The organism is Halorarum sp. SLYT50 (assembly GCF_059821265.1).
Window position 1 is genome coordinate 127363 of record NZ_CM187555.1, and the last position, 23680, is coordinate 151042.

Annotated in this window: 23 protein-coding genes, 1 tRNA gene and 1 pseudogene; 20 read left to right on the plus strand and 5 right to left on the minus strand. The window is 70.7% G+C overall.

What is annotated here, in order from left to right; translation table 11 throughout:
* Window positions 1-150: 150 nt before the first annotated feature.
* Entirely contained in the window at window positions 151-3912 is a 3762-nt protein-coding gene (locus AC6RUA_RS00635; RefSeq protein WP_499814033.1) for a PKD domain-containing protein, read from the plus strand.
* Between the two features lie 203 nt (window positions 3913-4115).
* Complete coding sequence (locus AC6RUA_RS00640) at window positions 4116-4343, plus strand: hypothetical protein (protein ID WP_499814034.1); 228 nt, start codon at window positions 4116-4118, stop codon at window positions 4341-4343.
* Window positions 4344-4355: 12 nt separating this feature from the next.
* Here AC6RUA_RS00640 and AC6RUA_RS00645 read toward each other — a convergent pair whose 3' ends face one another.
* Entirely contained in the window at window positions 4356-5639 is a 1284-nt protein-coding gene (locus AC6RUA_RS00645) for an MFS transporter (RefSeq protein WP_499814035.1), read from the minus strand.
* Between the two features lie 102 nt (window positions 5640-5741).
* Between AC6RUA_RS00645 and AC6RUA_RS00650 the strand changes: the two genes are divergently transcribed.
* From AC6RUA_RS00650 to AC6RUA_RS00665, 4 genes are all read left to right on the plus strand, one after another.
* Window positions 5742-6803: a zinc-dependent alcohol dehydrogenase family protein gene (locus tag AC6RUA_RS00650; RefSeq protein ID WP_499814036.1), complete on the plus strand. Its 1062-nt coding sequence runs from the start codon at window positions 5742-5744 to the stop codon at window positions 6801-6803.
* Window positions 6804-7044: 241 nt separating this feature from the next.
* Window positions 7045-7425 carry a spore germination protein GerW family protein gene (locus AC6RUA_RS00655; RefSeq protein WP_499814037.1) on the plus strand — a complete coding sequence of 127 codons (381 nt, stop codon included), beginning with the start codon at window positions 7045-7047 and terminating at the stop codon, window positions 7423-7425.
* A 164-nt stretch (window positions 7426-7589) separates the two neighbouring features.
* A complete protein-coding gene (locus AC6RUA_RS00660) occupies window positions 7590-9110 on the plus strand; it encodes an amidase family protein (RefSeq protein ID WP_499814038.1) in 1521 nt (506 codons plus the stop codon).
* Between the two features lie 415 nt (window positions 9111-9525).
* Window positions 9526-10500: a hypothetical protein gene (locus AC6RUA_RS00665; RefSeq protein WP_499814039.1), complete on the plus strand. Its 975-nt coding sequence runs from the start codon at window positions 9526-9528 to the stop codon at window positions 10498-10500.
* A 563-nt stretch (window positions 10501-11063) separates the two neighbouring features.
* Here the strand turns inward: AC6RUA_RS00665 and AC6RUA_RS00670 are convergent.
* A tRNA-Ala gene (locus tag AC6RUA_RS00670) sits at window positions 11064-11135 on the minus strand.
* A 305-nt stretch (window positions 11136-11440) separates the two neighbouring features.
* On the opposite strand from AC6RUA_RS00670, the gene AC6RUA_RS00675 reads away from it, so the two are divergent.
* Genes AC6RUA_RS00675 through AC6RUA_RS00690 form a run of 4 tightly spaced genes read left to right on the plus strand, consistent with a single transcriptional unit; the run spans window position 11441 to window position 14159 of the window.
* Window positions 11441-11911, plus strand: coding sequence for a 30S ribosomal protein S15 (locus AC6RUA_RS00675; protein ID WP_499814040.1), 471 nt, complete (start codon window positions 11441-11443; stop codon window positions 11909-11911).
* Window positions 11912-11971: 60 nt separating this feature from the next.
* On the plus strand, window positions 11972-13156 hold the full coding sequence (locus AC6RUA_RS00680; RefSeq protein WP_499814041.1) for an exonuclease RecJ: 1185 nt from the start codon (window positions 11972-11974) through the stop codon (window positions 13154-13156).
* A complete protein-coding gene (locus AC6RUA_RS00685; RefSeq protein ID WP_499814042.1) occupies window positions 13153-13509 on the plus strand; it encodes a KEOPS complex subunit Pcc1 in 357 nt (118 codons plus the stop codon). Before AC6RUA_RS00680 ends, AC6RUA_RS00685 begins: the two co-directional genes overlap by 4 nt.
* Window positions 13506-14159: a 30S ribosomal protein S3ae gene (locus tag AC6RUA_RS00690; protein ID WP_499814043.1), complete on the plus strand. Its 654-nt coding sequence runs from the start codon at window positions 13506-13508 to the stop codon at window positions 14157-14159. The genes AC6RUA_RS00685 and AC6RUA_RS00690 overlap by 4 nt, the downstream gene beginning before the upstream one ends.
* A gap of 137 nt (window positions 14160-14296) precedes the next feature.
* Here AC6RUA_RS00690 and AC6RUA_RS00695 read toward each other — a convergent pair whose 3' ends face one another.
* Entirely contained in the window at window positions 14297-14707 is a 411-nt protein-coding gene (locus AC6RUA_RS00695; protein WP_499814044.1) for a cupredoxin domain-containing protein, read from the minus strand.
* A gap of 106 nt (window positions 14708-14813) precedes the next feature.
* Here AC6RUA_RS00695 and AC6RUA_RS00700 point away from each other — a divergent pair, with 106 nt between their 5' ends.
* Window positions 14814-15557, plus strand: coding sequence for a protein sorting system archaetidylserine synthase (locus AC6RUA_RS00700; RefSeq protein WP_499814045.1), 744 nt, complete (start codon window positions 14814-14816; stop codon window positions 15555-15557).
* A gap of 9 nt (window positions 15558-15566) precedes the next feature.
* On the opposite strand, the gene AC6RUA_RS00705 is transcribed toward AC6RUA_RS00700, so the two are convergent.
* Together AC6RUA_RS00705 and AC6RUA_RS00710 are read right to left on the minus strand one after the other, a co-directional pair.
* Window positions 15567-16154 (minus strand): NUDIX hydrolase, encoded by a 588-nt coding sequence (locus tag AC6RUA_RS00705; RefSeq protein WP_499814046.1) that lies wholly within the window; start codon window positions 16152-16154, stop codon window positions 15567-15569.
* A 7-nt stretch (window positions 16155-16161) separates the two neighbouring features.
* On the minus strand, window positions 16162-17331 hold the full coding sequence (locus AC6RUA_RS00710) for an NAD(P)/FAD-dependent oxidoreductase (protein ID WP_499814047.1): 1170 nt from the start codon (window positions 17329-17331) through the stop codon (window positions 16162-16164).
* Window positions 17332-17520: 189 nt separating this feature from the next.
* Here AC6RUA_RS00710 and hisD point away from each other — a divergent pair, with 189 nt between their 5' ends.
* The 9 genes and pseudogenes from hisD (at window position 17521) to AC6RUA_RS00755 (ending at window position 23666) form a co-directional block, all read left to right on the plus strand.
* Window positions 17521-18807, plus strand: coding sequence for a histidinol dehydrogenase (hisD, locus tag AC6RUA_RS00715; RefSeq protein ID WP_499815465.1), 1287 nt, complete (start codon window positions 17521-17523; stop codon window positions 18805-18807).
* 198 nt (window positions 18808-19005) lie between these two features.
* Window positions 19006-19914, plus strand: coding sequence for an AEC family transporter (locus tag AC6RUA_RS00720; protein WP_499814048.1), 909 nt, complete (start codon window positions 19006-19008; stop codon window positions 19912-19914).
* 213 nt (window positions 19915-20127) lie between these two features.
* Window positions 20128-20307, plus strand: a pseudogene (locus AC6RUA_RS00725) (class I SAM-dependent methyltransferase); the annotation flags it as partial.
* A 241-nt stretch (window positions 20308-20548) separates the two neighbouring features.
* Entirely contained in the window at window positions 20549-20815 is a 267-nt protein-coding gene (locus AC6RUA_RS00730; RefSeq protein ID WP_499815477.1) for a hypothetical protein, read from the plus strand.
* Between the two features lie 58 nt (window positions 20816-20873).
* Window positions 20874-21242 (plus strand): HesB/IscA family protein, encoded by a 369-nt coding sequence (locus AC6RUA_RS00735; protein ID WP_499814049.1) that lies wholly within the window; start codon window positions 20874-20876, stop codon window positions 21240-21242.
* A gap of 128 nt (window positions 21243-21370) precedes the next feature.
* Complete coding sequence (locus tag AC6RUA_RS00740; RefSeq protein ID WP_499814050.1) at window positions 21371-21613, plus strand: DUF5816 domain-containing protein; 243 nt, start codon at window positions 21371-21373, stop codon at window positions 21611-21613.
* 95 nt (window positions 21614-21708) lie between these two features.
* Window positions 21709-21948, plus strand: a complete 240-nt coding sequence (locus AC6RUA_RS00745) for a hypothetical protein (RefSeq protein ID WP_499814051.1) — start codon at window positions 21709-21711, stop codon at window positions 21946-21948.
* Between the two features lie 76 nt (window positions 21949-22024).
* Window positions 22025-22588 (plus strand): mechanosensitive ion channel domain-containing protein, encoded by a 564-nt coding sequence (locus tag AC6RUA_RS00750; protein ID WP_499814052.1) that lies wholly within the window; start codon window positions 22025-22027, stop codon window positions 22586-22588.
* A 109-nt stretch (window positions 22589-22697) separates the two neighbouring features.
* Window positions 22698-23666 carry a metal-dependent hydrolase gene (locus tag AC6RUA_RS00755; RefSeq protein ID WP_499814053.1) on the plus strand — a complete coding sequence of 323 codons (969 nt, stop codon included), beginning with the start codon at window positions 22698-22700 and terminating at the stop codon, window positions 23664-23666.
* Window positions 23667-23680: the final 14 nt, after the last annotated feature.

Consider the following 23680-nt stretch of genomic DNA (forward strand, 5'->3'; position numbering starts at 1 on the left):
TCACCCCACCGGTACTGGTTTTCCGGCCGTGACGAGCCCCACCCCGCCTACCGTACAGGTCGGGGGGACGGTTGTCGGCGTTCGAACGACCATGAGATTCGGAACACAGACACCGAAGCGAACGGAGACGGGATGGACAGTTCGAAACACGTGACTCGCTCCCTGGCGGTCGCGTTCGCGGCACTACTGGTGACGTCCGCAGTGGGCGTCGGTGCGCTGTCGGGTGTCGGCGTGGCGAGCGCAGAGCCGGCAGACAGCGACGTGCTGTACCGGGCGAACGCCGGCGGGAGCGTGTCCGTCAGCGACGGTCCGAACTGGGAGAACGACTCGGAGTACTTGGTCGCGGGAAACAGTCAGGTCGCTTCCAGCCCGGCGCCGACGCTGATCGACGAGTCGGTCCCGGAGACCACACCGGCCGGTATCTGGACCGACGAACGGTACGACCCGTCCAGTGGGGGGGAGATGCAGTACGAGTTCCCCGTCCCGGCGGGCCAGGAGGTGACGGTCCGACTCTACTTCTACGACGGATTCTCGGGCACCAGTGAGGTGGGCGACCGGGTATTCGACGTGAGCGTCGAGGACCGGACCGCCGAGGACTTCGACGTCATCGAACAGTACGGCGACCAGACCGCCGGCACGAAGGCGTTCACCGTCACCAGCGACGGGACGATCGACGTCGACTTCGCGCACGTGACGGAGAACCCGCAGGTGAACGCCATCGAGATCGTGAAGTCGACCCCCGACGGCGGCGAACTCGGCGCACAGAGCGCCGTCGACTTCGGAACGGTCGTCACGGGCGAGAGCCGGACGGAGTCGGTCACGGTCACGAACGCCGGCGGTGCGGGCGACGAGACCATCACCGTCACGGACGTCGCCGTCACGGGCGCCGACAAGAGCGAGTTCTCCACCGACTACGCCGGGAACACCACGCTCGCGCCGGGCGAGTCGGTCGACGTCGACGTCGCGTTCGCGCCGATGGACGCGAAACCGAAAGCCGCACGGCTCGAAGTAGCACACGACGCGCCGAACACCACCAGTCCGCTGACCGTCGACCTCACGGGTGAGGGTACCAGCGACGTGCCGGTCGGCTTCGACGTCAGCGGCCTCGACGTTGCGCTCGGGAACCCGACGTCGCTCGATTTCGGTCCCGACGGCCGGTTGTACGTCGCACAGCGGAACGGAGTGATCAAGGCGTTCGAAATCACCCGGAACGGTTCGAGCGACTACGACGTGACCGACACCGAAGTCATCGAGGCCGTGAAGAACATTCCGAACCACGACGACGACGGGTCGTACAACCCGGAGGTGAACAGACGACAGGTGACTGGCCTCACAGTGGAGGGTAACGCGTCGACGCCGGTCGTCTACGTCACTTCCAGCGACATCCGAGTCGGCGCCGGCGGCAGTCACACGGACAGGGGGCTCGACACCAACTCCGGGGTCATCTCGCGGCTCACGTGGACGGACCCCGGCTGGGACCACGACATGCTCGTGCGCGGTCTCCCGCGGTCCGAGGAGAATCACGCCACCAACGGCATCCAGTACGACGCGCGGAGCAACACCCTCTACGTCGCTCAGGGCGGGCACACGAACAAGGGCGCTCCCTCGGACAACTTCGCGCTGACGCCGGAGTACGCGCTCTCGGCGGCCATCCTCTCGGTCGACCTCGACGCGATAAACGCGATGCCCGAGAAGGACGCCGCCAACACGGACGCGACGTACCTGTACGACCTGCCGACGCTGAACGACACGGAGACGCCCTTCGGCGGACAGGACGGCGAGAACATGGCGATGTGGACGACCGACAGCCCGGTCGACGTGTACTCCCCGGGCTACCGGAACCCGTACGACATCGCGCTCAGCGACGACGGACGGTTGTACGCGACCGACAACGGTGCCAACCCCGGCTGGGGAGGTGTCGTCGCCGGCGAGGGGCCCCAGGGCGAGTGTACGAACGAGCAGAACGAGCAGGACGAGTTCTCCCCGCCCGGCGTCTACCGCGTCGACGGCGAGGACTACTACGGCGGTCACCCGAACCCCACGCGGGGGAACGAGACGAGCGAGTTCGCTGCCGCGGTCGAAGCGCCCCTCCACGACCCGGTGAACTGCGACTACGTCTCGCCCACGAACGCTTCGACCGAGAGCGCCGCGCTCGTGACGTACGGACCGACGCCGCAGGGGATGGACGTCTACTCGGCGTCGAACTTCGACGGCGCGATGCAGGGCGACCTGCTGTTGGCCATGTGGAACACCGGCGACGTTGAGCGCGTCGAACTGAACGCGGAGGGGACGGAGGCCACCTCCTCTGGCCCCGTCTTCGAGAACATCGGGAGCAACCCGCTCGACGTTCACGCGCAGGGCGACGACAACGCGTTCCCCGGCACCGTCTGGGCGGCGACGTACGGTAGCAACGAGATTACCGTGTTCGAACCGACCGACTACGGGGAGAGTTCCGGGAGCGTGTGTACAGCCGACGAGACCGGGTCGCCGACCTACGACCCCGACGGTGACGACGACGACGACGGATACACCAACGCCGACGAGAACGCCGTCGGGACCAATCCCTGTTCGCAGGCCTCCCAGCCCGCCGACTGGGACGGGGACTACACTCCCGACTCGCTCGACTCGGACGACGACGACGACGGACTCCCCGACGCCACCGACCCGTTCGCGCTCGACCCACAGAACGGTCTCGACACCGACCTCCCGACCGACCGGCAGTTCGTGGCCGGCCAGCATCCCCGGTCGCTGTTCGGTCTCGGTTTCACCGGTCTGATGACCAACGGGACCGACTACGCGGAGTTGTACGACGAGTCGAAGGTTCGCGCCGGGGGTGCGACCCAGCGGCTGTCGGTGGACGGGGTGCCGTTCGGCGACGCCTACCAGAGCACGAACACGCAGGCGTACGCCTTCCAGTACGGCGTGAACGCGACCGGCGACGCACCGTTTACCGTCCACTCGACGGTCGAGTCGCCGTTCTCCGACGACACGACGCCCGAGACTTACCAGTCCGCCGGGATGTACATCGGGCTCGGCGACCAGGACAACTACATCAAACTGGTCGCCGGCGCACAGGACGCCGACGGCGCTCCGACCGGCGGCGTCCAGTTCCTGAAGGAGGTCGACGGGACGGCAACCGGCGACCACGTGCGCTCCGAGAGCGCGGTGTTCGGGAGCGGTCAGACCATCGAGCTCTACCTCGACGTCTACCCGTCGAACGACACCGTCGTCGCGAGCTACGCCGTCGACGACGGCGACCGAACGTACCTCGACCAGACGTTCACGATGCCAGACAGCTGGTACGCCAACGACACCCGGGGACTCGCGGTGGGTCTCATCAGCACGGCCAACGGCGCTGACGACACGTTCTCCGTGTCGTGGGACCGGCTGACGGTGATGGAACCCGACGCGAACCGCGCACCGACCGCCGACGCCGGGTCGAACCTGACGGTCGACGAGGGGTCGACGGTCCCCCTCGATGCCTCGGAGTCGACCGACCCCGACGGCGACCAACTCGGCTACTCGTGGGTGCAGACGGCGGGACCGGCCGTCCAGCTCAGCGCGCAGGACGACGCACAACCGTCGTTCACCGCGCCGGACGTCGACACCGACGCGACGCTCACGTTCGAGGTGACGGTCACGGACGCCGAGGGAGCCACCGACACCGACACCGTGACCGTTACCGTTCAGGACACCGCCGACGAGACCACGTCCGTCGCGGAGGCGGTAGCGAGTTACGGTGACGGGGACGACACGACCGTCAGCCTCCAGGAACTCCAGACCGCCATCGACTGGTGGCGGACCGGCGCGGCGGTCCCGAACACCGGTGGCGAGACCGTGAGCCTCGAGGAACTCCAGCGGCTCGTCGACCTCTGGCGGACCGAAACCACCGTCGACGGAGAGACCGCTTAGCGTGGGTGGCCCCGGTCCCGCATCGACGCGGCACTCTCCGTCGAATCGGAGTGCGCCGAGCGACCCTCGGCGACCGGTCTCGGCCGGGTCACTCCCCCGACGCCTCCGACACGAGGGGGCACGGGACGGAGTCGCGTCGCTCTCTGTCGACGCCATCCCGCGACTTCCCTCCAGCCCGCGCCGTCGATACGCGCTGTAGTATCATGTACCGGCCCGGGGAGGCGGTCGCGATACAGACGCTGACCGGGCAGGTGGTGACACGGGAGACCGACGGCTCGGAGGAGGTGACGACCGAGGAACGAAACCACCTGCGGCGGACCGCCGCGAGTCGCACTTCTCGGAGCGGCGTGGTCGAGTACGACCGACGGGAGGGAACCGTCCGGTTCGGAGAACAGGCCGAGGCGTCCGACTTCGGCCGACTGGACTGCTGACGCTCGACGCGGTCACTCACCGCTCGCTTCGCCCGCCTCGTCGACCCCACCGGACGGCTCCCCCCGCCCGGCCTGGGCCGGTTCGTCCATGTAGTACCCGACGAGCGCCGTCACCAGACTCGCCGCCGCCAGCAGCCCGAGCGCCGGCTCGAACCCCCCGGTGTAGTCGTAGACGACCCCGACGGAGAACGGCCCGAGGAACCCACCCACCTCGCCCACGGTGAATATCAGCCCGGTCGCCACGGCGGTGAGGCCGGGACCGATACCCTCCATCTCGATGGGGATGGCGCGGACGAGCGGTGCCAGGCCGCCGATGACGAACACGCCCACGAGCACGAGTGACGCCGAGAGCGTCCAGACCCCACCCCCCACGAGCAGGCCGACCATCCCGACGGTCCCGGCCACCCCGCACGCGATGATGGGGAGACGTCGCGTGGAGAACCGGTCCGAGAGAGCGGGAATCGCGACGATTCCGAGGACCCGAACGAGCACGAACGAACTCGTCAGCGCCCCCGCCAGCGCCGGCGCCACCCCGCGCGCTTCAAGGATGGTCGGGAGCCAGTTGGACAGGCCGTGGCTGATGAACAGCCGCATCGTCCCGACGACGACGAGGAGCAACAGGCCGGAGTGGGTGAGGACGCGCCGGAGGTCGCCCCCCATCGACGCGAGCGAGAAGGTCCGGTCGTCGTCGCCCGCCGAGAACTGCTCGGCGCGGTCCCACAGCAGCCACGAGGCGACGAGCCATGTCACGGCGAACCCGGCGACGAGCGCCCCGGTGTAGACGAAGAACTGCCGCCACCCGGTCACCAGCGGGTCGACGACCGGGCGTGCGACGGCGAACACCGTCGCGCTCCCCAGCGTCGCCCCGACGATGTACACCGACGACATCGTCCCGGCCCGGTCGGCGGGGAACAGTTCCGAGACGAGTTTCGGCAGCCCGAACGTGACGGCCGTCCCGCCGACGCCGAGGAGGAGCGTCGGGGCCACGACGGTCACGAAGCCAGTCGCGGAGCCGCGGAGGGCGTGCGCGACCCCGATGACGAACAGCCCCGCCCCGAGGGAGGTCCGCGAGCCGAGTCGGTCGATAGCCAGCCCCGACAGGAGCGCGAGCGGGATGTAGCTGAGCTGGACGGCACCCGTGACGACGCCCGCCTCGGTGCCCGACAGCCCCAGGTCCTCGATGACGGGCACGAGGTACGCGGCGAGCGAGAACCACGAGAACGTGTACAGGAAGTACCCGACGCTGGCGAGTGCGAGCAGTGTGTACGACTCGGCGGAGACTCCGTCCTCGGCCATTCCTACGCGGACCCTCCGGGACCGGGTACATGACTCTACCTGAATCGACAACGGCAGCGTCCCTCTACAATTATGATGCACGACACCGACTGGCACGGTACGATGCGCGCAGCAGTGTTCACCGGACACGGGGAGCCGCTGGAGTTGAGAGAGGTAGCGGAACCGGAGCCCGACCCGACGGGGGTGGTGGTCGAGACGGAGGCGTGCGGCGTCTGTCGGAGCGACTGGCACGCCTGGCAGGGCGACCCGCTCTGGGAGTCGCGGGGGTTCACCGAGGGGCACGTCTTCGGGCACGAACCCGCCGGCGTCGTCGTCGCCGTCGGCGACGAGGTGGAACACGTCCGGGAGGGCGACCGCGTCACCGTCCCGTTCAACCTCGGCGACGGGACCTGTCCGTCGTGTCGGAACGGCCACGCCAACATCTGCGACAACCGCATCCCGCTCGGTCTCGCGCCCGAGTCGCGGGGGGCGTTCGCCGAGCGGTTCCACGTCCCCTGGGCCGACTTCAACGTCGTCCCCCTCCCGGAGGACGTCTCGCCGGTCGAGATGGCCGGCCTCGGCTGTCGGTTCATGACCTCGTTCCACGGGCTGGTTCACCGGGCCGACGTGACCGCCGGCGACTGGGTCGCGGTCCACGGCTGCGGCGGCATCGGGCTGTCGGCGGTCCACATCGCCGACGCGCTGGGAGCGAACGTCGTCGCCGTCGACCTCTTCGACGAGAAACTGGACGTCGCGACCGACCTCGGCGCCGTCGAGACCGTCAACGCCGAAACCGTCGACGACGTACCCGGAGAGGTACGGGCGGTAACGGACGGCGGCGCGGACGTCTCGGTGGACGCACTCGGTATCACCGAGACCTGCCGGAACTCGGTCGACAGCCTCCGGAAACTCGGCCAGCACCTCCAGATAGGGCTCACCTCGCGCGAGGACGGCGGGGAGGTGTCGCTCCCGACGGACCAGATCGTCGCCAAGGAACTGGAGTTCGTCGGCACCATCGGGATGCCCCGCCCTCGTTACGACGAGATATTCCGGATGATAGCGCACGGGAAGCTCGACCCGATGGCGGTGGTCTCGGAGACGGTGTCGCTCGACCGGGTGCCGGAGAAACTCGACGCCATGACCGAGTTCGAAACCGTCGGCATTCCCGTCGTCGACGAGTTCTGAGGGCGGATTCGAATCGGCGCTCGCCCGGCCCAGTGGGAACACGTCGAAGTCGCTCCCGCCGAGAGCACGCCGGCGTCGGCGGCATCGTGCGGGAAGTGACGCTCCACGGACGACCCCGAGCGCGAGGTTAAGCCGACCGGAGCCGTATCTCCCGGTGAGCAGGGCGGTGACGGGGGGTCCGCTGGGTTCCCCAGTTCGGCCGGTCCGGACCACCGACGCCGCCCCTCGCGGAGAGCGACTCATGGCAACCGAATCAATCGACAGACAGACTGACGAGCGCGACGACGGGTACGCCGGGTTCGTCGAGACTGCCGTCCGGGGACTGCGCGACAGCGCCACCGTCGAGACCGTGTACGGCGACCCGATAGTCGCCGAGGGCAAGACCGTCGTCCCCGTCGCCCGGGCCGTGTACGGGTTCGGCGGCGGGTTCGGCAGCAGCGCCGAGACGGACGAGGACGGCGGCGAGGGCGCCGGCGGCGGCGGTGGCGTGTTCACCCGACCGGTCGGGGTGCTCGAAATCACCGAGGACGAGACGCGGTTCGTCCGGTTTACGGATACGAAGCGGCTCGCCCTCGCGGTCGGCATCGGCTTCCTGCTCGGCATCCTCGTCGGGCGCCGGTGACGACACCCCGAACCGCCTCGGACGATCGACCGCGCGCCCATCCTTTCACTCGACCGTCGACCGTTCCCGGGGGCGTCTCCGTCGCCGGACTGGACCGCTCCGTTTCCGCGAACGATACATTCACCTCGCCGGTCCGGAACTGTTCTGTGCGAGTAACCCGCACGATGCCCACACCGACCCCGAACTCGTTCGACCCCGTCGAGACGACCGTCGCCGACGTCCACGCCGCCATGGAGGACGGACGCGTCACCGCCGAAGCGCTCGTCGACCGCTACCTGGCGCGCGTCGACGCGTACGACGACGAGTTGAACGCGATTCTGACCCTGAACGACGGCGCCCGCGAACGCGCCCGTCGGCTCGACGAGCGGTTCGACGACGACGACGGCCTCGTCGGACCGCTCCACGGGATTCCGACGCTCCTCAAGGACAACCACGACACCCACGACATGCCGACCACCGCCGGGTCGGTTGCCCTCGCCGAGTCGCGGCCGCCGCGCGACGCGTTCGTCGTCGAGCGACTCCGCGAGGCCGGCGCCGTCGTCCTCGGGAAGGCGAACCTGCAGGAACTGTCGTTCGGCGTCGACACGGTCAGTTCCCTCGGCGGCGCGGCGCGGAACGCGTACGACCTCGACAGGCGACCTTCGGGGTCGAGCGGCGGGACGGCCGCGGCCGTCGCCGCGAACCTGGCGACGGTCGGGACGGGGTCGGACACCTGTTCCTCGGTCCGGTCGCCGCCCGCGTTCAACAACCTCGTCGGCGTCCGCCCGACGCGTGGGCTGGTCAGCCGGACGGGAATCGTCCCGCTGAGCGAGACGCAAGACACCGCGGGACCCATCACCCGGACGGTCGCCGACGCCGCCCGGACGCTCGACGCCATGGTCGGCTACGACCCCGCGGACCCCGTCACGGCGAGGGGGGTCGACCGGGTGCCCGACGGCGGATACGCCTCGCACCTCGACGCCGACGGACTCGACGGGGCGCGCATCGGCGTCGCCCGGCAGTTCTTCGGCCTGCACGACGAGGACAGCGGCTCGGCGGCCGACGCCGCGGCGGTGACGAGCGTCGTCGAGGACGCCATCGGGGAGATGGAGGCGTCGGGCGCGACGGTCGTCGACCCCGTCGACGTCGTCGACGTGGGTCGACTCGAGAGCGCGCGCGTCCTCGAGTACGAGTTCGCCCGCGACTTCGACCGGTACCTCGCGGAACTCGGCGACGCGGCGCCGCACGACTCGCTGGCGGCCGTGTACGAGACTGGCGACATCGAGCCGTCGGTCGCGGCGCGGTTCGACGAGAGCGACATCCTCGACGTCGACGCGGCGTCACTGGACGAGAACGCCGCCTACCTCCGACGGCTCCGTCGCCGCGAGCGGCTGAAAGACGGTGTTCTGGCACGGATGGCCGACGAGCGTCTCGACGCCCTGCTGTACCCCCCGTCGAGGGTTCCGCCGGTCGAGATTCCCGACCACCAGCCGTTCGCGGAGATGAACTGCGAACTGGCCGCGCACACGGGACTACCCGCGGTCGTCCTCCCCGCCGGCTTCACCGACGACGGCCTCCCGGTCGGCGTCGAACTGCTGGGGCGCGAGTTCGCCGAACCGCGCCTGTTCGAGTTGGGGTACGGGTTCGAGCAGGCGTCGGGGCATCGGCGGCCGCCAGCGGGATTCGGTGCCGGAGACGGGACGTGAAGTCGAGAGGACGGGTCCGACGGGCGTTTCACCCTCGCACCTCTCGAGTCCTCCTCACCCTCTGCGGCCAGCACCCCTGCTCGGATGGCCGAGGGGGGTCTATCGGGAGACACGCCTCACACGCTCTCCACCCTCGTCGAGCAAGGTCGGCGGGTGACCTGACGCGATTCCACGCCCCCCGGACGCTCTCGGGGTCCACGCGGGGTGGACAACACCTACAACTCGAAGGATAGCGAACGGGAAGCCGGATGATTCGCCGTCCCTTCCCACTCCCGTCTCTCTTGATTCCGTAAACGACGGAGGGGGACCCCCGACTGGACGCGCTCGACCGCTCTCGAAGTCGTCGATTCTCGATTATCATATCTCGCATACCTGCCAGTTACGTTATACGTGGTAAAACGAACTCGCGGCCAGGATGTCATCACACCGTCGCGGGGGGACGACGGCACCGACGCCCGACGACCTACGAAGCAGGCAGCTACCGTCGTCAGTCGAACGACTCGTCGACCAGTACGAGTCGGCGTTCGGCTGTCGCGACCGCTACATGTGGGGGTGGCTCGACGCAGTCCTCCCGGAGTTCCGACTCGACTGCGTCCCGCCCAGGTATCAGAATCTGGCTCACGAGGGGCGGCTCCTCGTCAGCGTGTACGTCACGGCGCTGAACGACCTCTCCGACCGTCGCTCCGACTACACCGCGTTCGAAGCGGCCGCGCGGGTTCCGCTCGACGGGCCGCCCGAAGCCGGCAGCCCCGCGGACGAGCCGGGGGTCCGGCTCGCCGCCTCGGCGTGGGAGACGCTCGTCGACCGACTCGCCGACGCGCCGAACTTCGAGGACTATCTGGCACCGCTCCGGGACGCGCTCGCGACCACTGCCGACGCACAGCGTCACTCCGTGACCGTCGCGGACAACCCCGGGTCGGCCGACTACGAGGAGTGTCTCCTCGCCCAGTCGTCGACGATGTGCATGGACGCGCTCGCGACCGTGGACGTGCTCTGTTCGCCCGGGTTCGACCCGGACGACGAACCGGCGCTCAGGGAGGCAATCGAGTTGGTCGAGCCGCTGGGACGAATCGGTAACTGGCTGACGACGTGGGAGCGTGAACTCGCCGAGGGCGACTTCGCGAACGGCGTGGTCGTCCGCGCCCTCGAGGAGGGCGCCGTCACGCCGTCGGACGTCGTCCGCGCACGGAACGACGCGGAGTTTCGCCCGCTGTTCGCCGAGAAGATCCACGAGGCGGGCATCGAGCGTCGGATCGACCGTGAACGCGACCAGCGGTACCGACGTGCGCACGACCGCGACTGGAAGACGACGTCCATCGATCTCGACGCGTTCGTGGAAGCGATGGACACCGTCTGGTCGTATCACGAAGCCAGTCGCGGCCACAAGTAGCGCCCCTCCGTCCCTCAGGTAGGGTGTTTACCCACCGCTCGACAGCGTTCCGATTCGATTCTATCCTATCTTAGTCTATCTGCGCCGTTGAATATCAGCCGAGGAGGGACGGCAACTCGTCCGAGGACGGCCGTCGACCGCCCCCTCCCTTCGTTAGTTCCGCTCGAGTCATTCGAGAATCTTCCTACAGAACTGTGCCTCCTCCTCGTCACCGTTCGCATCGAACTGGTCACGCAGGCCCACGACTGTACGGTAGTCTCCCTCGGTGAACGTGACGGGCATGGTACGATTCGCTGTTTCACCGATGTACGAGGCTAGCGCCGCGCTACTTGGCGCTGATACTGTCGGGTCTTTAATTGGTGTTCGAATAGTAAGTTCGTAGTAACACACGTCTCGGCCCTTGACTGGACCACTGCGATCGATGCCCCCTCGGCAATCGCGTCGGAAAATCGGTACTGAACTTCGGAGCCGAGAGAGGGGTCATTACCCGGAGAACACGAGTCGGTCCGAGACAGTGTACGCGCCTGTCGTCGTGAACCCTGGATACGGCGGAGGAAGGGTGATGGACTCGCCGGGATTTGAACCCGGGGCCTCTCCCATGCCAAGGGAGTGATCTACCACTGATCTACGAGCCCGCGCTGCACCCTCACGTACCGCGGTTCGGTAAATAAGCCCTTCGACTCGTCCAACGCCGCGAGACACCGACACACGGACGGTTCCGAATCGAGCGCCCGACGACTCGAACCCGAAACGGTTTACCGTGCGTCGCCACCACGCTCCGGTGGGAACAGCACGGCCGCAAATCTGACCCGTCCCGCTCGCGCGGGGCTCTCGAGATTGCGGAGGTGCCCCCGTCGACCAGCCGCGCGGCGCCGGAGGCGCCCGTGCGGTGTCGGGTCGGCGGCGGCTCGCTTCTGCGGCCCACGTTCCAACCAGAACGATGGCACGAATGCACACCCGCCGCCGCGGTTCGTCCGGTTCGGACCACCCGGTGGCAGACGACCCCCCCGAGTGGAGCGACGTCGACGCCGAGGACGTCGAGGAACGCGTCGTCGAACTCGCAGAGCAGGGGAACGACCCCAGCCAGATCGGCCTGAAGCTCCGCGACGAGGGCGTGAAGGGCACGCCCGTCCCCGACGTGAAACTCGCGACCGGCAAGAAAGTCACCGAGATCCTCGAGGAGAACGACGCTGCGTCGGACTTCCCCGAGGACCTCCGGAACCTCTTCGCGCGCGCGGTCCGCCTCCGCGAGCACATGGACGCGAACCCGCAGGACGCACAGAACAAGCGTGCGCTCCAGAACACGGAGTCGAAGATCCGCCGGTTGGTGAACTACCACCGCGGCGGCGCGCTCGACGAGGAGTTCACGTACAGCTACGACGTCGCGAAGGACGTCCTCGACGAGGAGTAAGCCGACAGTCGCCCCCGTCAGTCAGCCGACCGTACCGGACACACACGACCCGACCAACCGATGTCGACCGCACGACGCACCGACCCGACCGACCTCGCGGAGGAGGTAGCCGCGGCGCTGCGCGGGGCCGAGTTCGCTCGGCTCTGCGCGCGCCCGACGGGCGACGCGCTCGCGGCCGCCGGGCTGCTGGCCCGGTGTCTCCGCGAGCAGGGGGTCCCGTTCCACGTCCGGACGACGGACGCCGATTCGCCCCCGGCGGGCGACGGCGCGGCGCTCGCGCTGGGGTGGACCGCTCCCGGCGCGGCCTCGATTCCGGGCGGGACCGTCCCGGTCTCGGCCGTCGCGGCCGCCGCCGTCGACGCACTTGGCGGCGACCCCGACCCGCTCGTCGGTCTCGCCGGCGTCGTCGCGTCGGGGGCGGTCCCCGGCGCGGACGGCTCGGGGTCGCTGCTGGAGACCGCCGAGCGGCGCGGGAGCGTCGAGTGCCGGCCGGGCGTCGCGCTCGCGCCGACGGACCCGGCCGACGGACTCGCCTACTCGACGCTGTTTCACGCGCCGTTCTCCGGCGATGCGGAGGCCACACGCGCGCTGCTCGCGGACCTCGACTACCCGGCCGACTCGGACGAGGCGGCCGCGCGCGACCTCGCATCGGTCGTCGCACTCGACGCCACGGCCGGCGCGCCCGAACGCGCGGTCGCGGCCGTCGAGCGAGCGCTGCGCCCGTACGCGACGCCGACCGGCCCGTTCGCCACCGTGGGCGGGTACGCGGACGTGCTCGACGCCGTGGCGCGCGAACGGCCGGGACTCGGCGTGTCGCTGTGTCTCGACGACGGTGCGGCGCGCGAGGACGCACTCGACTGCTGGCGCTCGCACGCGCGGGCGGCCCACGGCTTCCTCGACGACCCGACGACGGCCCGCTACGACGGCGCGTTCGTCGTCCGGGTCGACGCGGTGCCGGCGACGGTGCCGGCGCTCCCGACGGCCGCGCGGCTGGTTCGGGACTTCCACGCGCCCGAACCACTCGCGCTCGTCGTGGCTCGCGTCCCGGCGGACGCCGACAGCGTGGACGGGGAGGCGACGGGCGCGGCCGCCGCGGCCGGCGCCGACGACGCCGACGCGCGCGCGGCACTCGCGGCGGCCGCCGAGGCCACCGACGGGCGCGCGACCGGCGACGCCCGTCGAGGTGAAGCGCGGTTCGTCGACGACGTGCAGGGGTTCGTCGGGGCGTTCCGGGAGGCGCTGTGAGCAGCGAACGGGTGCGGACGGCGCTGTTCGAGACGCGCCACGCGGACCCGGCGACGGCCGCGACGGTCGCGGCCGCGCTCCGACCGGACAACACCCCGCAGATACGCACCGAGGCGGACGGGTCGACCGTCCGCACGCACATCGAGCGGGACCGGACCGGCGGGCTGCAGTCCTCCGCGGACGACTACCTGGTGAACCTCGCGGTGGCGACGGCGGTCGTCGCGGACGCGCGAGGCGACGGGTCGGACGCGGCGGGTGACGCCGCCGACGGGACGGCGGGGACGGACGCGACGGACGGAGACGAACGGACGAACGATACGACGGACGACACAGAGACCAACACAGACACATGAGCGAACGTTCAGTTTCACGACAGCGACAGAACAAGCGGTGGTACACCGTGCTCGCGCCCGAGCAGTTCGACCGGGCCGAACTCGGCGAGACCCTCGCGGAGGAACCGGACCAGGTCGTCGGCCGCACCATCGAGACGACGCTCGGTGAGTTGACCGACGACCAGGGACAGAACAACACCAAACTCGAGTTCAAGATCACCGACGTGGGCTCCGACACGGCGTACACGGAGTTCATCAAGCACGAACTCACGCGCGACTACCTGCGCTCGCTGGTGCGCCGCGGCGCCTCGAAGGTCGACCTCGCGATCACCGTGCGGACGACCGACGACTACCGCGCGCGCGTCCAGCCCGTCGCGTTCACGACGAAGAAGGCGGACCGCTCGCAGGAGCACGCCATCCGCCAGATCATGATCGACCTCGTCGAGGAGGCCGCGAGCGAGCGGACGTTCGAGCAACTCGTCGACTCGGTCGTGCAGGGTCGGCTCTCGTCGGCCATCTACGGCGAGGCGAAGAAGGTGTACCCGCTGCGCCGCGTCGAGGTCCAGAAACTCACGCTCGAGGCGCGTCCCGAGGAGGTCGCCGCCGAGGAGGAGGCGGCCGTCGACGTCGACGAGGAGGACGTGGCCGTCGAGGACGACGACGAGGAGTAGTCGGGCGACCTGCCGGCGCGGCCGGCGCGTCGGGTGCGGTAGTTCGCGCGTTCACTTTTCGGGTCGGGGTCGTCGCGAGCCGACGCTCCGTCCGGTCCCGTTCGACGACGGGTCGAGTGGGGTGTGGCCGCGGTGGGCTACTCCTCGACCGTCACGCTGCCGGTCATCCCGCCGCGCTCGTGCGGGATGCAGAAGTACGCGTAGGTGCCGGGCACCTCGAACGTGTGCCGGAAGTACTCGCCGCTGGTGATGGCGCCGTTCCGCCCGTCCCACGCCTCTCGGGCGGCCGCCTCCGACTCGTACCCCCCGGTGGCGAAGTACGCGGCGCCCTCGGGGAGGCCGTCGGCGTACGCCGTCACCGAGTGTGCGCGCGTGGACGTGTTCTTCCAGACCACCTCCTCGCCGGCGTCGACGGTGAGGTCGTACGGGCGGAACGCGCTGGCGGTCATCCCCACGTCGTAGTCGTCGCGTCCGGTCGCGCCCCCACACCCCGCGAGCGAGAGGCTGGCGGCGGTCCCGAGCGCCGCGAGGAACCCGCGTCTGTCCATACCCTCCGTTCGGTGGCGCGGGGTTTAGGCGGCGTGGTTCGGCCGTCGAACGCGGAGGGAGTGATGGATGTAAAGACGTAAGCCCGGGGTCGCCGACCATGGGGGTATGTCGAACCGGCCGCGCTTTCTCAGCCGTCTCGGCGTCGCCGACGCCGTCACGGTGGGGAACGCCGCGCTCGGGTTCGGCGCAGCCGCGGCCGCGACGTTCGACGCCGGTCTCGCGGCGCGCCTCGTCCTGCTGGCGGCCATCGCGGACGGACTCGACGGCGTGCTCGCGCGCAGGTACGGCGGGACGGCCGTCGGGCCGCACCTCGACTCGCTCGCCGACGTGGCCTCCTTCGGCGTCGCGCCCGCGCTCCTCGTGACCGTCGTCGCGACCGACGCGTGGACCCGGTCGGCCGCGCCGGTCCTGTTCTCCCTCGCCGTCGTCGTCCCCGCGCTGTTCGTCGCGATGGGCGTCGTCCGCCTCGGGGTGTACAACGTCACCGACGAGGGCGCGAAGACGACTCACGGCGTCCAGACCACGCTCGCGGCGACCGTCGTCGCCGCGAGCACGCTCGCCGGGTTCGCCACGCCCGCCGTCCTCGTCGCGCTGACGGGGGTGCTCGCGGTGCTGATGGTGACCCCCATCCGGTACCCCGACCTCCACGCGCAGGACGCGCTCGTGATGGGCGCGGTACAGGCGCTCGCCGTCCTCCTCCCGGGCGAGGCCGGACGCGTGTTCGCGTTCGCGCTGCTGTTCCTCGCGCTCGGGTACGCGGCGCTCGGCCCGCGGTTCTACTGGCGGGACGTCAGCGAGGCGTGCGAGGAGAGCGAGGAGGCACCGATGGACCGCGAGACGGGGGCGTAGTCGCCGGCCTCACGCGCGGTGACGGTCGAGCACCCGCTCGACGCGTTCGCGGTCGTACACCGCCTCCGGGAGCGACTCGAACCACTCGACGGCGCGGACGACCTCGCCGGGTTCGCCCAGCCGCGACGGCTCGCCCGTCGCCGGGTCGCCCGCCCGCCCGCCGAAGAAGACGACGGTGAACCCAACCGGGTCGACGCTCCCGTCGGCGGCCGCGAAGACCCGTTCCCGGACGGCGTACGGACGCGTCGGGTCGACGGTCACGCCGGTCTCCTCGCGCACCTCACGCACCATCGCGTCGGCGAGCGGTTCCCCCCGCTCCGCCGCCCCGCCGGGGGCGACCCAGCCGTCGTACCCATCGATGTCCACGAGGAGTACTCTGCCGTCGGGGTCGCGGACGACGCCGACGGCGACCCAGCCCACGCGGACCGCCTCGTTCTCGGCCGCGAGCCGTCGGAGTTCGTCGGACGGGAGTTCCGTCTCGCTCCGCGTCACCGACAGGTCGTCGTACCGCTCGCGGGGGTCGACGCGCGCGTTCGCGTCCGCCGCTCCACCGGGGGACACCTCGGCCGCGTCGTTCGACCGGTCGCGCCGCCCCATCAGTGGGTCACCCCGTCGTACTCCCACCGGTCGCGGAACCGCCGCCGGAGGCCGGGAACGCGCGCCAGCCGCGAGAGCAGCGGGGACGGGCGGCGAGGCGAGCGTACACGCGGCGTGGACGGCGTGTCACGTCGTCGACGGTCAGGTCGTCGACCGCGTCCGCCACCGCGGCGAGCAAGGTCGGGTCGCGCGTCTCCTCCCAGACGCCGCGCAGCAGCGTCGCGAGTCGGTACTCGTCGCGCATCAGGTCGTACAGCCTGTCGGGGTACTCGCTCCCCCGACCGTCGGCGAGACACTCGGCGAGCAGCCGCGACGAGCGGATGGCCTGACAGATGCCCTCCCCCTGGTAGCGGTTGGCGATGCCGGCGGTGTCGCCGACGAGGAAGACGGTCGGGTCGGGGTGCGCCAGCGCCGGGGCGAGCGACGGACCGCGCGGGATGGTGTAGACGTTCACGGTCCCGTCGGCGGGGCGCGGGACGCCGGCCCGGTCGCAGAACCCGTGGAGCGCGGCGCGGTAGTCGTCCGGGCGCTCCTCGCCCGCCCAGCCGACGCCGACGTTCGCGCGGTCGTCGGACTTGGGGAACACCCAGCCGTAGCCGACGTACTTCTCGAAGACGATGCGCGGGACGCGGCGGTGGTTCGAGAAGTCGCCCGCGACGTCGGCGTTGAGCGCGACCATGTCGCCCGTGTAGCGGTCGGTCTCGCCGCGCGCCTTCAGCGACAGCGCCGGCTGGCCGGTCGCGTCGACGACGTAGTCGTACGCGTCGGCGACGTCCGGGTAGTCGCCGGGCGAGACGTTGGTCCCCTCGCGGACGTCGACGCCCCGGTCGCGGAGGCGCTCTGCCCGGTGGCGTTCGACGACGTTTCTGTCGGTGATGTACCCGCGTTCGACCCCCAGCCGGGGGGTAACGACCGGCGCGGCGCCCGGGTCGCGCTCGGTCGAGGGGTGGAGCTCGAGGTCGAATCCCTCCACGCGGTTCAGGAAGCCGTTATCGGGTGTCTCCGCCAGCGGGACGAGGCCGGCGTCGTTGACGGCTTCTCCGCAGTTCACCCGCTTCTCGGCGTACGACTGCCGCTCGAACAGCGTGACCTCGCCGAACCGCCGGAGGTGCTCGGCGGCCGCGAGACCCGCGACGGCGCCGCCGAGGACGGCGACCGTCGGGCGCGAATCGATCATGTCAGTCGATAGGCGCGACCCGAGAAAAAACGCTCCCACCGCGGCGCGGTTCCCGGTCGATTCGCGCGAGTCGGCTCCTCTCCCTCCCTCACCCACCGTGCGGCCGGCGCTCGGGGGGTGCGCCGTCCGCTCACGGGTGAGGGGTATCGGAACGTCTTTTCGATTCCCGGCCGGAGGGCGGACATGGACATCGACATCGACGTCCGCGCCGTCGCGGACCTCTCGCCCGACGAGCGTCGGGCGTTCTTCGAGCGCGACGCGGGCGTGGACGCCGTCCGCTCGGACGTGCGCGACGTCACGGAGCGAGTCCGCGAGGAGGGCGACGCCGCGCTCCGGGAGTTCTCCCGCGAGTTCGACGGCGTCGACGTGGGCAACCTCGACGTGACCGACGAGGCGGAACGCGCCGCCGACCGCGTCGACGACGACGCGCTCGCGGCGATACGGACCGCCGTCGAGAACGTCCGGGAGTTCCACGAGGCGCAACTTCCCGACGACTGGAGCCGCGAGTTCTCGGCGGGTCGGACGCTCGGCCGGCGATTCCGTCCCGTCGACCGGGTGGGCGTCTACGTCCCCGGCGGCACGGCCGCGTACCCCTCCTCGGCAATCATGGGCGTCGTCCCCGCGGTGGTCGCGGGCGTCGAACACGTGGCGGTCGCCACGCCGCCCGCCGACGAGATGAACCCCGTCACGCTCGCCGCGATTCACGAGGCCGGCGCGGACGCGGTGTACGCCGTCGGCGGCGCGCAGGCCGTCGCCGCGCTCGCGTACGGAACCGAGACGGTCAGCGCCGTCAGGAAGGTGGTCGGCCCGGGGAACAAGTGGGTGACTGCGGCGAAGGCGGAGGTCCGCGGGACGGTCGAGATCGACTTCCTCGCGGGGCCGAGCGAACTGCTCGTACTCGCCGACGACACCGCGAACCCGGCGTTCGTCGCGGCCGACGTGGCCGCGCAGGCCGAACACGACCCGGACGCGAGCGTCGTCGTCGTCACGGACGACGAGGCCCTGGCTACCGGCGTGGTCGCGGAACTCGAACGGCAGGTCCCCGAGCGCGAACGCGCCGACACCGTCGCCGCGGCGCTCGCGAACGACGCGTCGGGCGTGCTCGTCGCGCGCTCGATGCCCGAGGCTGTGCTGTTCGCCGAGGAGTACGCCGCCGAACACCTCTCGATTCAGGCGGCCGACGACGAGGCGTTGCTCGACCGGGTGACGAACGCGGGCAGCGTCTTCCTCGGTCCGTACACGCCGGTGGCGGCGGGCGACTACGCCTCCGGGCCGAACCACGTCCTGCCGACGAACGGCGGCGCGAGGTCGTTCGGCGGCCTCTCGACGGAGACGTTCCTGCGCTCCGCGACGGTCCAGCGACTCGACGAGGCGGCGCTCGCGGACCTCTCGGAGACGGTGACGACGCTCGCGACGGCGGAGGGCTTGGAGGGGCACGCCGAGAGCGTCCGCGCGCGGTTCGACGCGGAGGAGTGACCGGGACGGCGGTCGGCCCCCACTCCGCCGCCGCCCGTTCGTCTCGGTCGTCGACATCTCTCCCCGGACGAACCGTTCGAGCGACCCTCGTCGTACGTCTCCGGATATAAACCGGATATTCGTGAACGTTCACGGACGATATACTCGAATAGTGGACCGAATGACAACTGTGAAGCCACTCGGCGGTGGAGCCGACCCATGGCAGTCGTGGAACGCCTCCTGGCCCTGCTCGTGCTCCTGCTGGTCGGCGCGGGCCTGCGGGCCGGCGGCGTCCTCGACGACCGGCGCGCGGACCTGCTGAACGGGTTCGCGTACTACGTCGCGCTGCCGGCGCTCGTCTTCGTCGCCACGTACGACCGGTCGCTCGGGTCGCTCCTCTCGCCGGCGCTGGTGGCCGGTCTGCTGTCCGTGCTGTTCGCGACGGCGGGGCTGGCGTGGCTCGTCCACCGGGGCCACCCGTCGACCCCCCGACGGAGCGTCGCAGTCGTGCAGTCGTACCACTCGAACCTGGGGTACCTGGGTCTCCCGCTCGTGGCGGCGACGTTCGACGCGCACGTGACCGCCGTCGCCAGCGTCGTGCTCGGGGTGTTGTCCCTCGTGCAGGTGCCGATGACGGTGTTCGTGCTCTCGGCGGCCAACGACGCGGACGCCGCCCTGCGGGGGGAACTGCGGGGGCTGGCGACCAACCCGGTGCTGGTCGCGCTGGTGGCGGGCATCCTCGTCGGGTCGGTCGGAGTCGGCGTCCCCGCCCCCGTCGCCGGCGGCCTCGACGCGCTGGGGACGCTCGCGCTCCCGGTCGCGTTGCTCTGTGTCGGGTCGGCGCTCGACGTCGGCTCCCGGTCGGTCGACCTGGGGACGACCAGTTCCGTCGTCGCGCTCAAGACGGGCTGTATGCCGGCGCTCGCGTGGGTCGCCTTCTCCGTGCTACCCGTCGACGACGCGACGTTCACCGCCGTGGTGGTGATGCTCGGGACGCCGACGGCCGTCTCCACGTTCGTGTTCGCGAACGAACTCGGGGGCGACGAGGAGTTCGCCTCGCTCAACGTCTTCGTCACGACGCTCGCGTCCGTCGCGACGCTGTTCGTGCTCATCCGACTGGCGGGGTAGTCGCGCGCCGCCCCGGCGAACGGCACCGGACGGCGGACGCCGGCGAACGGACCGCACATCGGTACGGCGGACGACCGGCGGGTAGAGCTTTGAGGGATGCCGGCGAACGCAGCCCGAATGCCGACGTTCGCGGACGCGTGCGAGGAGGTCCTGCGGGACCCCGGTGGGGACCACTCGCTGTACACCACGCTCGCCCCACTGTACGAGCGGATGATGGCCGCCTCCGACGAGCAGTACGCCGCCCAGTTGCGGACGGTCGAAGTGCACGTCCCGGTGAGCGCGCGCACGATTCTGGAGGTCGGGTGCGGGGTCGGTCGACTGCTCCCGGCCCTCGCGGAGCGCCACGGCGTCGCCGTGGGGCTGGACGACTCGCCGGAACTGCTCTCCGTCGCGGCCGACCGGGTGGCCGCGCGCGCCGGAATCGACCTGGTGCAGGCCGACGTGACCGAACCGGACTCGACCTCGACCGGAAGTTCGACGCCGCGGTGTCGCTGGAGTTCCTCACCGCCCACCTCCACGACGAGGCGTTCGGGCGCGCGCTCGACACCCTCCGAGAACACCTCCACGACGGCGGTACGCTCGTCTGTGACGCCGTGGCCGACGCGCGCGCGCCGTCGACGAGTCGTCCCCGGCGGTGTACCGGAGCGAGCGCTACACGCTCGAGCGCTCGGTCGACGTGTCGGCGGCCGGCGACGGCACGGGCGACCTCGCGGTGTTCGCCGACTACCGCGTGACCGACCGGGTCACCGACGAGTCGGCGACGACGCGAGAACGCATCCCGATTCGGACGTTCGAAGCCGTCGAACTGTCCCGGACCGTCGAGACGGCCGGGTTCCGGGCGGTCGAGGTGGAGGAGAGCCCCGCCTCGCCGGGGGTGCTGGTCGTCTCGGCGCGCGTGTGAGCGTCGGAAGAGGGGAGACGGCGTCACAGTTAACCGCGTCCGTGCGGTAGCGTTTCGCATGAGCACTGACGCGTCCGACGGGGTGGAGGCGGAACCGACCGTGACCGTCACTCCCGCCGCGGCCGAGGAGGCGGTGTCGCTCCTCGACGGCGAAGGGATGGACACCGACGTCGCTGGACTCCGACTGTTCGTCCAACAGGGCGGCTGTGCGGGCCTCTCGTACGGGATGCGCTTCGACACAGAACCCGAGGAGGACGACCGGGTGACCGAACAGCACGGCCTGCGGGTGTTCGTCGACCCGGCTTCGTTGAACTACATCGGTGGCTCGACGCTCGACTACGAGAGCGGACTCCAGTCGCAGGGGTTCCACGTCGAGAACCCGAACATCGAAGCCGAGTGCGGGTGTGGCGAGTCGTTCCGGACGTAGTCCCCGCTTCCCGTCGGTCGAGCGCTCGTTCGTACTCGTCCGTCTCGACCCGGCCGAGAGCCGTCGCCGTCGCTCACGCGCCGTCGGCGCTCGGGAAGCTTTTTCCCCGCCGACCGGCTTCCGGTCGTATGGAACTCGACGTCGTGGAGACGCCGGCGGGGGACCTCTACGTCGACCGCGCGGACGGCGAGCGCGGCGCGAAAGCCCCGTTCTTTCACGTCTACGCCGACGAGGCGGGCGACACTCGGTGGGGATACCTCTGCGGGAACTGCGAGACGGTGAACAACGCGATGGACGCGATGGGGCGCATCGAGTGCAACGAGTGCGGTAACATCCGCAAGCCCGAGGAGTGGGACGCCGCACACGAGTGACGCCGGCCCATTGCCGCCATCTCGTCGTCGGGAAGCGGACGACCGGTATGTAGTCAGCCACAGCGGTTAATCGGCCGGGTCGGGTTGCGTCGCGTGTGCAGAACCGCGAGACGACGCGACGACGCGACCTGCTCAAGACCGCCGCCGCCGCCGGTACCCTCTCGCTCGCCGCCCTCGCCGGGTGTGGGTCCACGGGCGAAGGTGGGGAGGGGGGCGAAGAGGGAGGCGAAGAAGGCGGAGAAGGTGACGAAGAAGGCGGAGAGGGAGGCGAGTCCGGGGCGGTCGACGCCGGGGCGCGCGAAGCCGGCGTCCGCCTCGACGGAGCAGCCGAGTAACCGTCGCGCCGTTCGTCCGCCCCCGGCCGGCGAACGGACGACCGCTTTTATACTCCGCCCGTGAGCACCCGAGCGCATGCTCCGGGTTCCGCTCCAGTCGGTGACCGGTATCGTCCGTCAGGCGCTCGCGGGCTTCGTGGACGACCTGGCGAACGCGCTGCCGACCGTGCTCGCCGGAATCGTCTTTCTCGTGGTCGCGCTCGTGCTCGTGCGAGTCGTGATGGTGGTCGTCCGGTTCGCGCTCCGACGGACGTTCCCCGAGGAGTCGCCCGTCTACCGTCAGTTCCTCTCGACGGTCGTCTCGCTGTTCCTCTGGTTCGCCGTCGGGCTGTCGTTCCTCTCCGTGGTGGGTCTCGACGGCATCGCGGCGTCGCTGGGCACCGCCGCGGGGTTCGTCGCGCTCGGCGTCTCGTACGCGCTGTCGAGCATGATCGCCGACGCCGTCGCCGGCGTCTACCTCCTGCGCGACCCCGACTTCATGCCGGGTGACACCGTCGAGGTCGGCGGGACGACGGGCGTCGTCAAGAGCATCGAACTCCGGAAGACCCGGCTCTCGGTCGACGACGACACCGTCGTCCGCGGCAACGCCGAAATCGAGAAGCAGTGGCGGAAACTGGACGACACCGACGGCCCGGCGTGAGACGCGGCCGGGAACCCCGCCGCTCGCCGCGTCCGGCTCCGGGTGCGCCGTGTGACCGTGACACGAACCCTACAGGAAGCTTATCTTTCCTCGCGCCGAATCCTGGCGCATGTTCGTCGGGCACGCGCTCATCGCGTTCGCCCTGGTCGCCGGTCTCGCCGGGCGTCGCACCCGCCCGCGGCGGGCGCTGACGCTCGGCGTCGTCGCCGCCGCCTTCGCGGCCGTCCCCGACGTCGACATCGGCTACGCGCTCGTCGGACTCGCCGGTAGCCTCGGGACCGGCCCGCTCGGGATGGCCGCCTCCTTCTGGGAGACGGGGAACGTCGTCCACCGCTCGGTGACCCACTCGCTCGTGCTCGCGCCGGTCGTGGCGGCGACGGCCGCGGCGTGGGTCGACGACCGACGGTCCGCCCGCGCGCTGGCACCGGCACTCGCGGTCGGCGCGACCGCCGTCGTGTTCGCCGTCGACGGCGCGCTCGCGGCGTTCGTCACGGCCGCGTTCGTCACGGCGGCGCTCGCCGTCGCGGCGGCCGTGGCGCGACGGACGACCGTCTCGTCGAGGGGAGTGTTCGCGCTCGCGCTGTTCGGGCTCGCCTCGCACCCGTTCGGCGACCTGTTCACCGGCGAACCGCCGCGGATGCTCTACCCGTTCGCCACGCGGCTGGTGACCGAGCGGGTGGCGCTCAGCCCGGACCCGACGCTCCACCTGCTCGCGGCGTTCGGCATCGAACTCGCGACCGTGTGGGCGGCCGCGCTCGTCTGGACCCGCCTGTCGGCCGCGGCCGACCGCCGGTACGGGGAGTCGACTCGGCGGCTCCCCGCGGTCGACGCCCGCGCCGTCGTGGGTGCCGCCTACGCGGCGAGCGTGCTCGTCATTCCGGCGCCCACGCTCGACCTCTCGTACCCGTTCGTCTTCTCGGTGCTCGCGGTCGGTCTCGTCGGCTTCGCGCCGCGCGTCCGACTCCGCACCCGGCGGGTCGCTCGCCCGGAGATCGAGCGGGCGCTGTTCACCGGGCTGACCGCGGTGACGCTCGCGGTCCTGGCGTACGCCGCGGCGTACGCCGTCGGCGTCGCCTGATTCGCCGGCCCGCG

Bases quoted from the DNA above. Each gene is read 5' to 3' on its own strand.
- AC6RUA_RS00640 (WP_499814034.1), top strand. From the start codon at position 4,116: ATGTACCGGCCCGGGGAGGCGGTCGCGATACAGACGCTGACCGGGCAG.
- AC6RUA_RS00645 (WP_499814035.1), bottom strand. From the start codon at position 5,639: ATGGCCGAGGACGGAGTCTCCGCCGAGTCGTACACACTGCTCGCACTC.
- AC6RUA_RS00650 (WP_499814036.1), top strand. From the start codon at position 5,742: ATGCGCGCAGCAGTGTTCACCGGACACGGGGAGCCGCTGGAGTTGAGA.
- AC6RUA_RS00655 (WP_499814037.1), top strand. From the start codon at position 7,045: ATGGCAACCGAATCAATCGACAGACAGACTGACGAGCGCGACGACGGG.
- AC6RUA_RS00660 (WP_499814038.1), top strand. From the start codon at position 7,590: ATGCCCACACCGACCCCGAACTCGTTCGACCCCGTCGAGACGACCGTC.
- AC6RUA_RS00665 (WP_499814039.1), top strand. From the start codon at position 9,526: ATGTCATCACACCGTCGCGGGGGGACGACGGCACCGACGCCCGACGAC.
- AC6RUA_RS00675 (WP_499814040.1), top strand. From the start codon at position 11,441: ATGGCACGAATGCACACCCGCCGCCGCGGTTCGTCCGGTTCGGACCAC.
- AC6RUA_RS00680 (WP_499814041.1), top strand. From the start codon at position 11,972: ATGTCGACCGCACGACGCACCGACCCGACCGACCTCGCGGAGGAGGTA.
- AC6RUA_RS00690 (WP_499814043.1), top strand. From the start codon at position 13,506: ATGAGCGAACGTTCAGTTTCACGACAGCGACAGAACAAGCGGTGGTAC.
- AC6RUA_RS00695 (WP_499814044.1), bottom strand. From the start codon at position 14,707: ATGGACAGACGCGGGTTCCTCGCGGCGCTCGGGACCGCCGCCAGCCTC.
- AC6RUA_RS00700 (WP_499814045.1), top strand. From the start codon at position 14,814: ATGTCGAACCGGCCGCGCTTTCTCAGCCGTCTCGGCGTCGCCGACGCC.
- AC6RUA_RS00705 (WP_499814046.1), bottom strand. From the start codon at position 16,154: ATGGGGCGGCGCGACCGGTCGAACGACGCGGCCGAGGTGTCCCCCGGT.
- AC6RUA_RS00710 (WP_499814047.1), bottom strand. From the start codon at position 17,331: ATGATCGATTCGCGCCCGACGGTCGCCGTCCTCGGCGGCGCCGTCGCG.
- AC6RUA_RS00720 (WP_499814048.1), top strand. From the start codon at position 19,006: ATGGCAGTCGTGGAACGCCTCCTGGCCCTGCTCGTGCTCCTGCTGGTC.
- AC6RUA_RS00735 (WP_499814049.1), top strand. From the start codon at position 20,874: ATGAGCACTGACGCGTCCGACGGGGTGGAGGCGGAACCGACCGTGACC.
- AC6RUA_RS00740 (WP_499814050.1), top strand. From the start codon at position 21,371: ATGGAACTCGACGTCGTGGAGACGCCGGCGGGGGACCTCTACGTCGAC.
- AC6RUA_RS00750 (WP_499814052.1), top strand. From the start codon at position 22,025: ATGCTCCGGGTTCCGCTCCAGTCGGTGACCGGTATCGTCCGTCAGGCG.
- AC6RUA_RS00755 (WP_499814053.1), top strand. From the start codon at position 22,698: ATGTTCGTCGGGCACGCGCTCATCGCGTTCGCCCTGGTCGCCGGTCTC.